Origin of the sequence: Methylobacterium amylolyticum, from assembly GCF_030700245.1 — a bacterium.
GTDB lineage: Bacteria > Pseudomonadota > Alphaproteobacteria > Rhizobiales > Beijerinckiaceae > Methylobacterium.
This window is the reverse complement of the sequence record NZ_JAUYZI010000050.1, coordinates 1-14377: the sequence shown is the minus strand read 5'-3', so window position 1 is coordinate 14377 and position 14377 is coordinate 1. Positions and strand designations below refer to the sequence as shown.

Genomic DNA, 14377 nt, shown 5'->3' with positions numbered 1-14377 from the left:
GTCCAAACGGGACCCCAGGACAACTCATCCAGACTGCCTCTCGTGTTCGAACGGGAGGAGCGCGGGGGATGTTTGTCGTGGAGACGATCGCCAAGATCCGCCGCGCCTTTTTCGTGCAGCAGAAGCCGATCAAGCAGATTTGCCGGGAGCTGAAGGTCTCCCGCAAGGTCGTGCGGAAGGTGATCCGCTCCGAGGCGACCGCCTTCCGCTACACCCGCACCAGTCAGCCCGCGCCCAAACTCGGGCCATGGCGGGAGGCACTTGACGGGATGCTTCTGGCCAACGCCGGCAAGGCTCCCCGCGAGCGGCTGACCCTGATCCGTGTCTTCGAGGCGCTGCGCGGGCTCGGCTACGAGGGCGGCTACGACGCGGTGCGCCGCTACGCCAAGGGGTGGAGGCGCACGCGCACCGCCGTGACGGCCCCCGCCTTCGTGCCGCTCGTCTTCGCCCCGGGTGAGGCCTACCAGTTCGACTGGAGCCACGAGATCGTACTGATCGGCGGCACGACCACGACAGTCAAGGTCGCCCACGTCCGGCTCTGCCACTCGCGCATGTTGTTCGTGCGGGCCTACCCGCGCGAGAGCCAGGAGATGGTGTTCGACGCCCACGACCGGGCGTTCGCCTTCTTCCGCGGCACCTGCCAGCGCGGCATCTACGACAACATGAAGACCGCGGTGGAGACGATCTTCGTCGGGCGCGAGCGCGCCTACAATCGCCGCTTCCTGCAGATGTGCTCGCACTACCTCGTCGAGCCGGTGGCCTGCACCCCGGCCTCGGGCTGGGAGAAGGGGCAGGTCGAGAACCAGGTCGGGCTGGTGCGCGAGCGGCTGTTCACCCCGCGCGTCCGGGTGAAGAGCTACGACGAGCTGAACGCCCTGCTGCTCGATGGGGTGATCGCCTACGCGAAGGCCCACCCGCATCCCGAGCAGTCGGATATGACCGTGTGGCAGGCCTTCGAGGCCGAGCGAGCGGCGCTGGTCCCCTATGCCGGTCGCTTCGACGGCTTCCACGCCGTCACCGCCTCGGTGTCCTCGACCTGCCTCGTGCGCTTCGACAACAACCGCTACTCGGTGGCCGCCTCAGCCATCGGCCGTCCGGCTGAGGTGCGAGCCTATGCCGAGCGCGTCGAGATCCGGCAGGACGGCCGCATCGTCGCCGAGCACGCCCGCGTCTTCGGCCGCAACCAGACGGTGTTCGATCCCTGGCACTACGTCCCCGTGCTGGCTCGCAAGCCCGGCGCGCTGCGCAACGGCGCACCGTTCAAGGACTGGGTCCTGCCCGCCGCCCTCGACCGGGTCCGGCGCAAGCTCGCCGGCTCTGCCGACGGTGACCGGCAGATGGTCGAGATCCTGACCGCCGTGCTCGGCGATGGCCTGCCCGCGGTGGAGGCCGCCTGCGCCGAGGCGCTGCGCGAGGGCGTGCACTCGGCCGACGTCATCCTCAACATCCTGGCTCGCCAGCGCGAGCCCATCGCACCGGTGACCCTCCTGACGCCCGAGGGTCTGCGGCTCCGCCATGAGCCCGTCGCCGACTGCGCCCGCTACGACAGCCTGAGGAGAGCCTCGTGATGGAACGTCAGCACATCCTCGCCACCATGGGCGAGTTGAAGTTGTTCGGGATGAAGGCCGCCTACGACGAGATCATCAAGGTCGCGGTGAAGCGAACCCACGAGCCGCAGCAGATCGTCGGCGACCTGCTTCAGGCCGAGATCAGCGAGAAGCAGGCGCGCTCGATCCGCTACCAGATGACGATCGCCAAGCTGCCCCTGGCCAAGGACATCGCCGAGTTCGCCTTCGATGGCACTCCGATCAACGAGATCCTGGTGCGCGACCTCGCTGGCGGCGAGTTCCTGGTCCATCAGCGCAACGTCGTGCTGGTGGGCGGGACCGGCACGGGCAAGACGCATCTGGCCATCGCCATCGCCCGGGCTTGTATCCGGGACGGGGCACGAGCCCGGTTCTACAACGTGGTCGACCTCGTCAATCGGCTCGAAGCCGAGGCGCGTGCCGGCCGGCAGGGCCGCATCGCGGACCATCTCGCCAGGCTCGACCTCGTGGTGCTGGACGAGCTCGGCTATCTGCCGTTCGCGCAGTCGGGCGGGCAGCTGCTGTTCCACCTGATCAGCCGTCTCTACGAGACCACCTCGATCGTGGTCACCACCAACCTCGCCTTCGGTGAGTGGCCGAGCGTGTTTGCCGGCGACGCCAAGATGACCACGGCGTTGCTCGACCGGCTCACACATCACTGCGAGATCGTCGAGACCGGCAACGAGAGCTGGCGCTTCAAGAACCGCGCCTGAGGTCGGCTCGTACCCCGCGCCTCCAGGATCCCTGCTCAGCCCGGCTGCGCTACCCCGACCCGCTCCGCCGGGCTGACCAGGGGCGTCACGCCACGCTCACGATGGGGTCCCGATTGGACGCCGATCCGGGGTCCCATTCCAGGTTCTTCCGCAAGTTCGGTGCTGAGGGTTTGGGGTGGTGTTCTGGATGGAGGAGAACCAGGCGCCTCAGGCGGCGTGCAGGACGCGCTGCCGAAGCAGATCGAAGCCGGCTCGGCCGTACATGGAGCGTTTGATCAGCTTGAGGCGGTTGACCTGTCCCTCGACCGGCCCGTTGCTCCACGGCTCCGCGATGGCCGCCTGCACGGCGGCCTCATCCTGTTGCAGCCCGGCGACGAAGCCGCCGAGCTCGCTCGCGGCGGCCGCATCCAGCCAGGGCTTCAAAGCGGCGGGATCACCCGCGCGCAGGATCGTGCCGAAGCCGCGCACCTGCTCGGCTGCGGCCTGCAATCTGGGTGCGAGATCGCAGAGCACTTCGACGAAGCGGAGGTCATCGACAGAGAGCTTGGCCGGATCGCACGTCAGCCACCGCGCGATCCGGCGCGTCGAGGGGATCCGGGCCGAGGGCGGTCGCACCGGCCGGTCGTGTCCCGTGCCTGACCGCCGCCGCTTCGCCCAGCGCTGGACGATCTCGTAGCCGCCCGCGAAGCCGACGGCGCGAAGCTCGCGATGCAGGGCTGCCGCATTGTGCTGACCGTCCCGCCAGCGCGCCTCGACGAAGGGCAGATGAGGATCGAGCTGGGTCGGGGCGGGAGCCCGGCGATAGGGCACGAAGGCGCCGACGCGCAGCCAGCGCCGCACACCGTTGCGAGAGGCACCGAGCGTGCGGGCGATCGCCTTGATCGAGAAGCCTTCGCCGTGCAGGCGCAGGGCTGCCTCGCAGCGCTGCCGCCGCCGCCCGCCGCCCTGCCCAGCGTCCTCTTCCGGAGGTGGGTCTGTGGGATCAGCCGCAGCGACGATGGGTTCCGGGCTTTGGGACGCGACGCGGCGGGCGGCCTCCCGGATCTCGGGTTGATGCCGCTCCACGACCCCGCGCAGCGCCTCGGAGGCGTTGACGAGAAGATGCCAACGGTCCGCAACCTGGATCGCCTGTGGCGCGCCGAGCCGCGCGGCCTCGGCATAAGGCCCGGCCCGGTCCCGGCTGACGACGGCGATGTCGGGATGTGCGGCGAGCCAAGCCCGCACCGGCGCGCAGGAGCGGCCGGGCAGGAGATCGAGGACGCGGCCGCGCTCCAGATCGCAGACGATCGTGCCGTAGTGCCGGCCGCGCCGCCACGCCCAGTCGTCGATCCCGACCACACGCGGCGGAGGGGACGACCCGATCCCGCGGCGGCGGACCAGCCGCAGGACGGTGTCGCCGCTGACCGGCATGGCCAGCCGCCGCGACAGGCGGGCGCCGGCCTCGCCGCCCAGGGCCATGCCGATGTCGGTCTGCGCCGCGGCCAAGCGATCGCTGCGTTGGGCCTTCGCGCGGGCCAGGCCCGGGACCGGCTCGGCGAAGATGCGGCCCGGACACCGGCCGCAGCGGAAGCGGCGCACCTTCACCCGCCACGTGACGGAGCGGTCCTGCCAGGGCAGGTCCTTCAGGCTTCGCCAGTACGCGCTGTGCACCCGCGCCGACCCCTGCCCGCACTGCGGGCAGACCGCGCGCGGTGCCGTCGTCCTGGCCGTGATCGTCAGCGTGCCGACCTCCAGCGCCAGCGCGTCGACATGCACGCCGTCCGGAACCGAGGGCAGCGACGGGTTCGAAATCACCATCGTGCTGGCCCTCTAACGCTCCGAGGATCAACGCCTCGAAAAGCCCTCAGCACCGAACCTGCGGAAGAACCCCATTCCAATGCCGTTTGACACCATGTTGGTCCCTTTCGCGAAGCTGGTCCTGTTGCGCCACCCCTTCAGGAGCGTCTCCTGCACGAGGTCGTCGGCCGTAGCCGGATCGTGGGTCAGCGAGATCGCGAAGCGGCGCAAGGCTGCCGTCATCGCGAGCAGCCCCGCCTGAAACTCTGCCGCATCGCGCCGATCGGCCTCATCCAGCGCCACTGCGAGGCTCGCCAGGAGGTCGGCGAAGCGCTGCTCAGCGCTCACTTCGGCGTTCGCGTCCGCGTAGGCGGCCGCCAGTAAAGCGCCGAGATGCCGATGAACAGACACGGGCAGGTTTGGCTGTGTGTCGAGGGCGTCGGGTTCGCGGCTGAAGTCCACAGGTGTCTCGCTCGTCACGAGGATCGCGTCCGGAGATGGAGCGTTATGGAGCCGGGCGTCAGGGATCGGCACGATCGAGGGCGTCGACGCGGAAAGCTCTGCCCGGAACCTCTCGACCTATCCAGGCGCGCGTCGCCGCACGTTGATTCAGGTTGGGTCGAGACCCGCGGTGGATCTGGGAACGACCTGAACGACGACGTTTGTGCGGTACGGGCGGCTTCAGCACCACCTCGTCTCGATGGCGCGGTGGCGGTTCCAGGTCGCGCAGGTAGGCGATCAACGCTGTGCGGTTGCGAAGGGTCAGTTGTCCCGCTGCCTCACCAAGTCTCGAATTTGCGCCAGCAGATTGGCGCGATCCACGTCGCTCCTGAGCGCGCTCCACAGCCGCAGCAGCTCGGCCATCGCCGCCAAGTCAGCCAGGACATCGGTCCGCCGATCGTCATCACCGAAGAATATCTCCGGTGGCAGCCCGAGAGCGTCCGCGATGCGACGAAGGGTGCGAGCGGGGTCAGAACCGTCTTTCATCGCCCGTATATGAACCGATATATGGGCTTCGTCGCTAATTCAGGATGACACCGGCAGCCTTTGGTCTGATTTTCTGGGGCAGACGGCGGGCAATCATCTCAAGCGCGTGCTCGATCCGCGAACAGATCGAGTTGCCGGGTCGGTGATGCCCGCCGCGGCCGGCTTCCGCCGGCCGCCGGCTCCGGCCCAGCCGGCGGCAGCGGAACGCCGGGCTTGCCGTGCAGCACCGCGCCGACGAAGCCCCCGGCCAGCGTCAGGAACACCGTGCAGGTGTGCGCCGGGGATTTCAGGATGTGCCGGGCCAGTGGCTCCGAGGCGGGCAGGGCGGCCAGCGCGCGCAGCAGGCAGGACAGGCCGGCCGCCTCGATCCCGAGCAGGGGAAACTCGAAGGCCTGCCCCGCCCAGGTGTGACGCGCCGCCCCGGCTGTGGTGTCCGGGAACGGGTTGAGCGCGAATCCCGTCGCCCCGTCGCGCAGGAACGCCGCGATCCGGCCGCCCTCGGCCCCCGTCACCAGGCCGGCGATCGTGGCCCTGTCCGCCCCGGCCGTCATGCGCCCCTCCGCTCCGGGGACAGGCTCGCGAGGCTCGCCCGGCGCAGGGCCTGGAGCACTGGGCCGAGGGAGTAGATCCCGGCGCGTTTCCGCTCGGTCAACGTGCGCAGGTAGCCCCCGGGGCTGTTGATCCGCTCGTGGCGTTCGAGGATCGCCGCCACGGTGACGGCGGCGGTCTCCTCGCCCATCGCCTCGCACGCCGCGGCCCAGGCGGTCGGGCTGATCCCGAGCATGGCCCGCACCCGGCCGGCGGTCTCGATCAGGTCGCGCCAGGATCGGATCCCGCCGGGGGCGAAGTCCTGCACCTGCGGACAGGCGTCGAGCACGCTCCCGAGCGGGTAGGTGGCACGAATCGCAGACCCGGCTGCCGCCGGGCGGTCCTCGGCCGAGCCCGGCGCCGCGGGCGGCTTCTGCTCCTCCTCGCCTGCCACTTCACGATCAGGAGCGTCTGGGTTTGAACTCTGTATGTGGCGCTCATCCTGAGCGGCACTGGCGCTTGGATTCTTGGATTCCTGCCGGGCCGCGAGGGCTTCGCCCACAGCCAGGGCGAGGGCTTCCAGGCCGTCGCCGAGCGCGGCCATGTCGGCCGGTGCCGGCCGGCGGGGGCAGGCGGCGAGCAGGGCGCGGTAGCGCGCGCGCAGGGGCTCGATCGCCGCGGCGGCGTCGCCATCGCGCTCCAGCGCGTCGAGCAGCTTGGCGCAGTCGCGCCGGAGCAGGCTGGCCCGCTCGCGCGCGACCGCCTGGGCCAGGGCCTCGGCGCGGGCCGCCTCCGCCACCCCGGCGAACTCGTCCGCCCGCGCCACCAGCGGCGCGAGGTCGAAGCCGTAGGCGTGGGTGATCTGCCCGCCCTGGCCGCGCCGAGCGTAGCGCTTGCCGTTGGGGCTGTCGCGCCGGATCACGAGACCGGCCTCCACCAGGGCGCCGAGATGACGGCGCAGCGAGGCGTCGGACAGGCCGCGCGCGCGCGCGCTCAGGCTCCGGTTCGACGGGAACACGATCAGGTCGGTGGCCGCCTCCGGGGCCAGCACCGTCTCCGGGATGAAGGTCAGCAGGGCTTCGAGCACGGTCAGGCTCTGGGCCGACAGCCCGAGCCGGGCCCGGCCGGCGGTGAGGTCGTGCAGCACCGCCCATTTCCGGGCGACCGCCCGGGCCGGGAGGGCATCGGCGGCGCGCTGGGCCGCGATCTGCGCGGGCGTGAGCGGTCGCGCCCCGAACGGGGCGGTGAGTCGTCGGGCCACCTCGCCGAGGCGGCCGGGGGCGTCGTGCATGGACCCGATCCTTCCGGTCGGGCCGCGACAGGTCGTCGTGACCCGCCGCGTAGGGCGGGTCACCCACAGGCAAAGCTTCGCCGATGCGAGAAACGCGGTTCTCACTTGACGCCGGGGGCGTCCTGTGGCTTGTGAGGAGTGCTTTAGGTTCCTTCACAAGCCGATGTTTCTGACATCAGCGCCGGCCCCTTCTCTTGGCGGAGAGGGGGCCGTTTGCTTTTCAAGGGTCGGTCTGCGGCGGCGGTCTGAACTCCATCGATCGGCCGGACCTCCCTGGGGAGTCGGCCAACCGTCATCTCGTTCACGCGCCTGCGGAAAGTCAACCGGGACTGCGGCGGCCGAAATCCTGCGGCCGCGCCAAACAATAGGCCGAAACTGTAAGAGCCTACTAAAGCGGTAGAATAGCTCCCGCGACGACCAGAAATCCTGCGTGGTGTGTCGGCGTGGAGTGCGCGGTTGCGGCCAATGCTGCGGAGATCTCGGCCATGGCCTCGTTCAATGCCTGTCGAAGTTCGACCATGCAGGTCGCGATCAGGCTGCTGTGCGACGCACCATCGACGACTGTCATACAACATTCGATAACGTGAAGGAGACGGACTAAACCTGGGGTCACGGGCAGGGTCAGACCGATACGCTCCAAGTCGTCCTTGAGATTGTCCAGCAACCGATCTGCGGTTGTCAGATCGTCGGTTAGACTGCGAACCTGAGCGCACAAGTCTGCGCATGAGTTTGCCCTGTGCAGGGGTGATGCAGTCGATATCACCGGCTTGTCACCACGATTATCGAGCAAAATTTCTACTTAAGACTGCTTAAAATGGGCCTCGTTGTCACAATCTAAGGAACGAAGACATTACGCGATCATTGTAACGTAATATGTGTCGCAGATTGCATCTTGCCATGGACACACCAATTAGGCGAGACACCTCAAAGCAAAGTTTTGCATTCAGATCTGCCACTCTGAAATTCTGAAGTGTTGATTAGACCGAGTTTGCGACAGTGTTCGGCGTAGTCGTCCGTCCCCGGGGGCGGACGAATATCCACGTCAAAATCGGGATGCGCGGCCCGAGTCGCCGCCGCGGCGCGCAGGCCAGGCGGGTCGGGATCGGCGAAGACGACGAGTCGGCGCACGAGGGGCGGGAACCGCACGAGCGCCATCCGCTCGGCCCCGAGGTCGCACCACGTCGGGATGCCTTGCAGCGCCATCGCCGCCTGCGCGGTAGCTGTTGCGAACGTTGAGGGGGTCGCGGGAGAGGCGATCGAGGGCGACGACGGTCTGAGGGGTGGGCTCGGCCATGGTGTGCTCCTGGGGTTGTCGGCAAGGCGGGGTGTCCTGCGGGGGCAGGAGCCCGTCTCTTGTTCCCCGAGGTCGCGCGGAGCAGCGGAAGGGAGGGGGGCAAGCCGGCGGTCCGGGAGGGGGGGATCGCTCACCCGCGGGGCGGCCGGCACCGCCGGCCGTGCTGGCAGGCCGGCGCAGCCGGCCGAAGCATGGGGAGACCCGGGCCGCCGGCTTGTTGGGGATGGAAGGCGGCGCCTGCCCTCCCCACCCGACTGAGGAAGGGGCCGCGTTCGCGGCTTCCGAGCCGCCGTGCGGCCGGGGCGGAGAGCGCGAGAGGGGAATGGGCTCTCGCCGCGTCCGGGGCCGCTCGATGCGGCGCCGGACGCGTCAACCGGCTGGGGTCTGGCCCCGCTCTGGCGAGGGGCGCGGAAACGCGCTATATTCGGTGGTGGAGTGGGAGGGCAGGTTTCCCCGCCCCCCCGTTTCGCTAGAACATGAATTGGACCCGGATAGAGACTTGCCAGCCCGTCCGGGTCCTTTTCATATCAAGCGTAATGCTCAGTGGTATGAACCACATCGGCATTACTCCATTGCAGGCGAGGCCTCCGCCAGGGCCGGGGTGGCCGATCCCCCCCGGCGGCGCCGGCTGGCACGGCGCGTCTGCTTTCGCCCGCAATCCCCTTCGCCTACGCGGCGATCTCCATGCTGTCCATGACAGGGCTGTCCACGGCCGGGGTGTCCGGCTTGGGCTGCAAGTCGTGTAGGAAGCTCACGGCGCGCTCGGCATAGGATGCGGCCTGGAAGATCGCGCGCTTGTCGTCTTTCAAGACCTTCAGCCAGGACGCGATGTAAGCGGCGTGATCGTCGCGCGGCTCGATGGCGAGGCCGAGGTCGGCCGCGAGGTAGACGCTCCCGAGTTCGGCGACCAACTCCTCACGCGCGTAGCCCTCATCGCCATACGCCTTGCGGCCGAAATCGCGGTTGAGCCGGGTTTCGTGGCGCGTCCAGTGGATGCATTCGTGTCCGAGGGTGGTCGCGTGGGCCTCGGCCGAGACGAAGGCGGAGAAGGGCGGCATCCCGATATGATCGTCGCTCGGGCTGTAGTAGGCGCCGCGCTTGCCCTCGCGGATGTCGGCGCCGGTGTTGGCGAAGAAGGCTTCGACCTGGGGCAGGCGGGCGCTCTCGGGCAGCGGATCGCGGGGAGCGGAGGCCGGATGGTAGTGGGCGGGCAAGCCCTCGATCTGGTCGGCGCAGAAGACGCTGTAGCCCTTCAGGAAGGGAATGCGCCGCTCGACCGCTTCCCCCGCCTCGGTCTGATCCGTGCGCTCGATCGCGCCCGCGTAGACGACGAGGGCGGATTTCTCGCCCTTGCGGACGTGCGCGCCCAACTCGGCGGCCTGCCGGAAGGTCAGCCAGTAGGGGGAGGCGTAGCCCTTGGCGGTGGCTTCCATCCAGAGGAGGACGGTGTTGATCCCCCGATAGGCGATGCCGTTGTGCCGGAGCGGTCGGACGGGGACGCCGCCGCCGGCCCATGGCTTCATCCAGGGCCGGGTTCCCTCCTCCAACGCGGCGACGATCTGCGCGGTGATGCGCTCGTAGACATCGACGCGGGGGGTATCGGCGGTGGTGCGGGCGGTGCGCTTGGTCATGGGTCTGTCCCTTCGTTCCGGGGGCGGGAGCCCTGCTCCTGCTCCCCGAGGTCGCGCGGAGCAGCGGAAGGGAGGGGGGCAAGCCGGCGGCCCGGGAGGGGGATCGCCCACCCGCAGGGCGGCCGGCACCACCGGCCGTGCTGGCAGGCCGGCGCAGCCGGCCGAAGCATGGGGAGACCCGGGCCGCCGGCTTGTGGGGGAGGGAAGGCGGAGCCGTCTCTCCCCGCCCCGCACAGGAAAGCGGTCGCCCCGGCGACCGGCCGTGGCCGGCCGCCCGGCAGGGTGGTCCGGCCCCCGAGCCGATCGTCACCCGGCAGGGCCGAGACGCCGCAGGCGGCTCGGGGCGCGGAGCGCGTAGAGCGGCGTCCCGCAGGGCGGACCGGAACACGACCTACCTCGCGCGGTGCCGGCCCGCGAGTGCACGAAAAATCAGGATCGACACGCCGTAGGTGTTCCACACCTGTGCCAAGCGCTGGCCGAAGACGCGGATCATCGTGTGCTCAGGTTGTCGTCGTGAAGAAGCCGAGCAGCTTCCGACCTGCGCGCGCTTCGTCGTCAAACCCTGCGTTGGATGCTGGTCCGAAGGGCGTTGCGGGCGCTGCTTCCACACTGAGCGCAGATATGCATCACAAGAGGGGCTAGCCGCTAGAGATGCGACATCTATGCGCCGAGGTTCAACCCTAGGGTGGTGGTTGGCGAGTTGGCGGCACCCTATTTTGTGCGATGCGGGATGGCGATGGCGTCGCTCTCCCGCGGCCCATCACTGGGCGTTTCCTCCCAAGACTTCGGGCCGCCTTCCGTCTCAACCGCGGGGCGGCCTTTTTTCTGTCTGGGATCGGTTCGGCAGCCCACCCCCGACGATCGCGCGTGCAGGATGCCCAGCATCCGCCGCGTCGTGGCCAGGAGCCAACTGGGCCCAACGTCCTCCGCCCGTAGACCCTGCTCACCTTAAAGGCAGAGCGTGTCGTCGACTGCGGCTGGTGCGGCTGGCCTGGGGCGCGGCACAGTCGATGGCGGCCTCGAAGATGACGGTGGCGATCGAGGGTGATCAGCACGCTGACGACCGGCGGCTCACCGAAGCGCGTGCCCGCCCGTTAACGGGAGCATGTGGCTGCCAATACCGTCCGGTTGTCGACGAACTGAGGCAGTGAGGCGAACGATCCCTATTTATCACCCGAAATTCAACAAGGTTAACGTGTCGAGTTGCTAGCAGCACCGCGGCATTTAAGTCACGGTCGGCAGTTCCGGTAAAACACCGCGGAACGGCGAGCTTGAGCGTTTGTTCTGCCATCATGGAACACTTTCGCTCAACGCTCGCAACCACCGCCGCCGCCGTGTTCGGCTTGGTGACAGCCGCTCACGTCTTGCATCCGGGCAATTTCGAGGCCCAGACCCGTCGTACCGGGCCCATTGCAGCGCGGACGGAAACGGCCCCCGTCACGGTCTGGGTGGACCCGCCGAGCGTGCTGCGGCTGCGCACGCGGCCGATGAGCCCCGATACCGCGGCGTTGACGCCGCACATGACCGTGCCGTTGCCGCCCGGCATGACGATGGCGCCGATCGTGCCAGCCGAGATGACGGTGGTTGCCCGATCGCAGCCTACTGGCGCGGTTCATCAGCGCAAGGTGGCCCGGCGCGGGATCCGTGTGCAGCAGGCAGTCCTCATCCCAGAGCAGTTCCCTGCAGCGGCCACGGGTCCGCGGCCAGCCGCGAGGAGCGGCGACGGTCCGCTGGATGATCTGCTGCGCGGCCTCGGTCTCGCCGGCGACGGCGAGGGTTGAGAGGACCAACGACCGGCATCAGGAGAACCGGTCCACGGTGTGGACTCCGGGATTGCTCGCGACGCGGACGGTTGAACGGCGAACCCGGTCCCGGAGGTTGTTCGCATCCGGCGGGGCGACCATCGGCGGCTACGCTCTGTTAACCCTGCCCCGCTCACACCGGCGTGAGCAGAGCACCGGCAGTAAGCGTCATGACCCAGGTTCGTTCGATCACCGCGGCGGATTTCGCCAGCGACTGCCCGGTGCCGCTCGACGTTCTCGGTCGCGTCACCCGCGCCGAGAGCGAGGAGCTGGCTGCCGCCCTCGACGGCATTCCCGAGGCGACGCGGGCGCGGCTCGCGGTCTGGCTGTACGGGCGCAGCCACACCCATGAGGCCGGCGTAAGGGTCGCGGTCACCTGCGAGGATGCCGCCCTGCGCCGGGTCGCCGGCTTCGTCGGCGGCGTGCTCCACGACCTCTCCCGCCGGCCCTACGAAGCTCCGAGCCACGGCACCAACGCCGCGAGCGGACGTCGGCGGATCAGCCTCGGCGGTGCCCGCGTCGCCGCCTGAGCCGACTTGACCCAGGGCAGACTCAGATGAACCTCATTCCCGACTTCCTCGCGCACTTCGCCCGTACGGTTGTGGCCTATGCCGGCGACGAGGCGCTGATGCAGGCTGGCGTCTCGGCCGCGGCCAACGTCATCGTCGCCGACGGCGAGGTCGCGGGGGAGGAGTTCGAGACCGCGCTGGCGGGCGTGCTCGCCAACCCGATCGTAGCCAGGGGCTACGACGCCTTGATGCTGCAAGAGGCGCTGTACGAGGCGATCGGGCGGGCACGCACGCGGGCGGGGCGTTCGGAAAACCTTCGGCGGGTGGCGACCATCGCTGGCCGGTCCGCGGGCCAGCGCGAGGCGGTGTTTCTGGTTGCAGCGGACGTGGCCGACCACGATGGCATCGCCGCGATCGAGGACGTGACGCTGGCCGAAATCGCCGCCGCGTTGGCCGTCGATAAGGCGGGGCTGTTGCGGGCGGTGCCCGTTCGATCTGCGGCTCATCGGTCGGCTGCTTAGGTCTGCCCTAGCGCCGGCACCCTTCACGTCCCCAACCGGAGGATACACCGTGCGGATCACGACCACGCTGGCGCTCCTGGCGATGCTGGGCCTCACCGCGTCCGCTCACGCACAGGGCCTGGCGCGTGGGGCGCGCGACGGGACTGAGCGGGGCGAAGAGATCGCCGGCCCGCTCGGTGCGGTGGTCGGGGGAGCGATCGGTGCGGTGGTCGGCTCCGCCAACAGCATCCTGGGAGTCGATCGCCGGGAGCGGTTCAGGATCTACGCGCTGGGCGAGCGCCGGCCGTCCGCCGCGCTGGCTGGCCCGGTCCGGGTCGGGACCGTGCTGCCGGCGGAAGGGATCGTCTACTACGACGTGCCGCGCGAGTTCGCACTGTCGGAATACGCCTACACGATCGTCAACGATCACCCGGTGCTGGTCGAGCCGCGCTCACGCCGCATCGTGGAGGTGATCGAGCGTTGATCGGTCTGCGGGCACACGGTCACGACCACGCATCCGGATCCCGGCCGATCTGCCGACGTTGAATATTTCCCAGCGTCATCGCGGCGGTCGAGCGTTTCATCGCTCCCGGATGCGAGCGCGCCAGTCGCCGTCGCCCCGTTCGCATGCGACCGGCGCCTCCTCTCAGGCGTAGGGTCCCCCGAATAGATCCCCCAGCGCCTTCCGGCGGAACAGCGTGGCCCAGCGCCGACGCCGATGCTCGGGCCGGTCGTGGACCATGTGGCAGCGCTGGCACCACGCCGCGAGGTTGGCGTCGGCGTTGTCGGCGGTGTCGTGGTTGCGGTGGGCGGTGGCCAGGAACACCCGCGTGGTGCGGACCCGGCCCAGCACGTCGGTGCCGATGGCGACGCGTGTCGGCCTTCCCCAGCCGTCCCGCCAGCGTCCGGTATCCGCGTCCCACCAGCGCCCGTCGCCGAGGTGATGGACGAGCCGCCCATGCGGCCGGGCGCAGCCCTCGCACCGGCTCCGTGCCCGGCCGAACCGGATGACGGCGGAGAGCTGCGGCCAGTCGATCGGGTAGAAGAACCTGTGCTCGCGCCGGATCGGCATGGGGTCAGGGAACGATGAGGGGATTTCTCCCAAGCTATCGCCCTGGGGAGGCCGGACATGTTGCGTCCATACCACGCCACCCCTCGAATATGCCTTCTCGTAGGAACCAAGGTCCGTCGTCAGAGTTACCGCGCTTCCGCAATAGATCTGAACGCAATATTAATCTCAAGCCGACGGTTCACCTGCGTTTCACCCTGTCGATGCTCGTCGAGCTCTGATAGTGTGTCCATAAAACTACAGCGGTTTTGGCCGAGTGCCGGTAGGCTTAATCACGCTTTGCACTTCGGACCTGACACCATGACCAAACTCCTGACCTCGCTGGCCGCCTTCACGGCCCTCACCGCCGCCGCCTCGGCCGCCGACCTTCCGCGCCGCGCCGCGCCGCCGCCGGTGTTCACGCCGGTGCCGGTGTTCACCTGGACCGGTGCCTACTTCGGTATCAACGCCGGCTACGGCTTCGACGCCAGCAGCAACGGCGGCTCGCGCGGCTTCGTCCAGACCGCCGGCGACCCCGTCCGCCAGACCCTGGCCGGCGGCCTCGTCCCCTACCGTGCCCTCAACCCGCTCGGCTCCACGCTGGTCTACTCCAACAGCAACCGTGAGGGCTTCTCCGGCGGCGGCCAGGTCGGCTACAACTACCAGTTCACCCCGGGCGCCGGCGTCGTCGTCGGTGTCGAGGCCGACGCCC

At 69.2% G+C, this 14377-nt stretch carries 15 protein-coding genes and 1 pseudogene; 7 read left to right on the top strand and 9 right to left on the bottom strand.

Features of this window, described 5'->3' with window-relative positions; all coding sequences use genetic code 11:
* Positions 1 to 68 precede the first annotated feature (68 nt).
* Entirely contained in the window at positions 69 to 1568 is a 1500-nt protein-coding gene (istA, locus tag Q8W71_RS26110) for an IS21 family transposase (RefSeq protein WP_305528336.1), read from the top strand.
* On the top strand, positions 1568 to 2299 hold the full coding sequence (istB, locus tag Q8W71_RS26105; protein ID WP_305528335.1) for an IS21-like element helper ATPase IstB: 732 nt from the start codon (positions 1568 to 1570) through the stop codon (positions 2297 to 2299). Before istA ends, istB begins: the two co-directional genes overlap by 1 nt.
* A 207-nt stretch (positions 2300 to 2506) precedes the next feature.
* Here the strand turns inward: istB and Q8W71_RS26100 are convergent, their stop codons facing one another.
* The 8 genes from Q8W71_RS26100 to Q8W71_RS26065 form a co-directional block, all read right to left on the bottom strand.
* Entirely contained in the window at positions 2507 to 4075 is a 1569-nt protein-coding gene (locus Q8W71_RS26100; RefSeq protein WP_370875544.1) for an ISL3 family transposase, read from the bottom strand.
* A gap of 48 nt (positions 4076 to 4123) precedes the next feature.
* The gene (locus Q8W71_RS26095) at positions 4124 to 4537 is read right to left on the bottom strand and encodes a sigma factor (protein WP_305528333.1); all 414 of its coding nucleotides are present in this window, start codon (positions 4535 to 4537) and stop codon (positions 4124 to 4126) included.
* Between the two features lie 300 nt (positions 4538 to 4837).
* Positions 4838 to 5062 (bottom strand): hypothetical protein, encoded by a 225-nt coding sequence (locus tag Q8W71_RS26090; protein ID WP_305528332.1) that lies wholly within the window; start codon positions 5060 to 5062, stop codon positions 4838 to 4840.
* 98 nt (positions 5063 to 5160) lie between these two features.
* Positions 5161 to 5613 carry a hypothetical protein gene (locus tag Q8W71_RS26085; protein WP_305528331.1) on the bottom strand — a complete coding sequence of 151 codons (453 nt, stop codon included), beginning with the start codon at positions 5611 to 5613 and terminating at the stop codon, positions 5161 to 5163.
* The gene (gene repC, locus Q8W71_RS26080; protein WP_305528330.1) at positions 5610 to 6881 is read right to left on the bottom strand and encodes a plasmid replication protein RepC; all 1272 of its coding nucleotides are present in this window, start codon (positions 6879 to 6881) and stop codon (positions 5610 to 5612) included. Before repC ends, Q8W71_RS26085 begins: the two co-directional genes overlap by 4 nt.
* A 388-nt stretch (positions 6882 to 7269) precedes the next feature.
* The gene (locus Q8W71_RS26075) at positions 7270 to 7545 is read right to left on the bottom strand and encodes a hypothetical protein (RefSeq protein ID WP_305528329.1); all 276 of its coding nucleotides are present in this window, start codon (positions 7543 to 7545) and stop codon (positions 7270 to 7272) included.
* A 260-nt stretch (positions 7546 to 7805) separates the two neighbouring features.
* Positions 7806 to 8084, bottom strand: a complete 279-nt coding sequence (locus Q8W71_RS26070) for a toprim domain-containing protein (protein ID WP_305528328.1) — start codon at positions 8082 to 8084, stop codon at positions 7806 to 7808.
* A 759-nt stretch (positions 8085 to 8843) separates the two neighbouring features.
* Positions 8844 to 9806 carry an ArdC family protein gene (locus Q8W71_RS26065; RefSeq protein WP_305528327.1) on the bottom strand — a complete coding sequence of 321 codons (963 nt, stop codon included), beginning with the start codon at positions 9804 to 9806 and terminating at the stop codon, positions 8844 to 8846.
* Positions 9807 to 11098: 1292 nt separating this feature from the next.
* On the opposite strand from Q8W71_RS26065, the gene Q8W71_RS26060 reads away from it, so the two are divergent.
* The 4 genes from Q8W71_RS26060 to Q8W71_RS26045 all read left to right on the top strand — a co-directional run bounded on the left by Q8W71_RS26060 (position 11099) and on the right by Q8W71_RS26045 (position 13101).
* Complete coding sequence (locus tag Q8W71_RS26060; protein WP_305528326.1) at positions 11099 to 11587, top strand: hypothetical protein; 489 nt, start codon at positions 11099 to 11101, stop codon at positions 11585 to 11587.
* Between the two features lie 191 nt (positions 11588 to 11778).
* Complete coding sequence (locus Q8W71_RS26055) at positions 11779 to 12138, top strand: hypothetical protein (protein WP_305528325.1); 360 nt, start codon at positions 11779 to 11781, stop codon at positions 12136 to 12138.
* A 26-nt stretch (positions 12139 to 12164) separates the two neighbouring features.
* Positions 12165 to 12638: a tellurite resistance TerB family protein gene (locus tag Q8W71_RS26050; protein ID WP_305528324.1), complete on the top strand. Its 474-nt coding sequence runs from the start codon at positions 12165 to 12167 to the stop codon at positions 12636 to 12638.
* Positions 12639 to 12720: 82 nt separating this feature from the next.
* Positions 12721 to 13101, top strand: coding sequence for a DUF1236 domain-containing protein (locus Q8W71_RS26045; protein WP_305528366.1), 381 nt, complete (start codon positions 12721 to 12723; stop codon positions 13099 to 13101).
* Positions 13102 to 13263: 162 nt separating this feature from the next.
* On the opposite strand, the gene Q8W71_RS26040 is transcribed toward Q8W71_RS26045, so the two are convergent.
* Entirely contained in the window at positions 13264 to 13689 is a 426-nt protein-coding gene (locus tag Q8W71_RS26040) for a hypothetical protein (RefSeq protein ID WP_305528323.1), read from the bottom strand.
* A 297-nt stretch (positions 13690 to 13986) separates the two neighbouring features.
* Between Q8W71_RS26040 and Q8W71_RS26035 the strand changes: the two are divergent.
* Positions 13987 to 14377, top strand: a pseudogene (locus Q8W71_RS26035) (porin family protein); the annotation flags it as partial.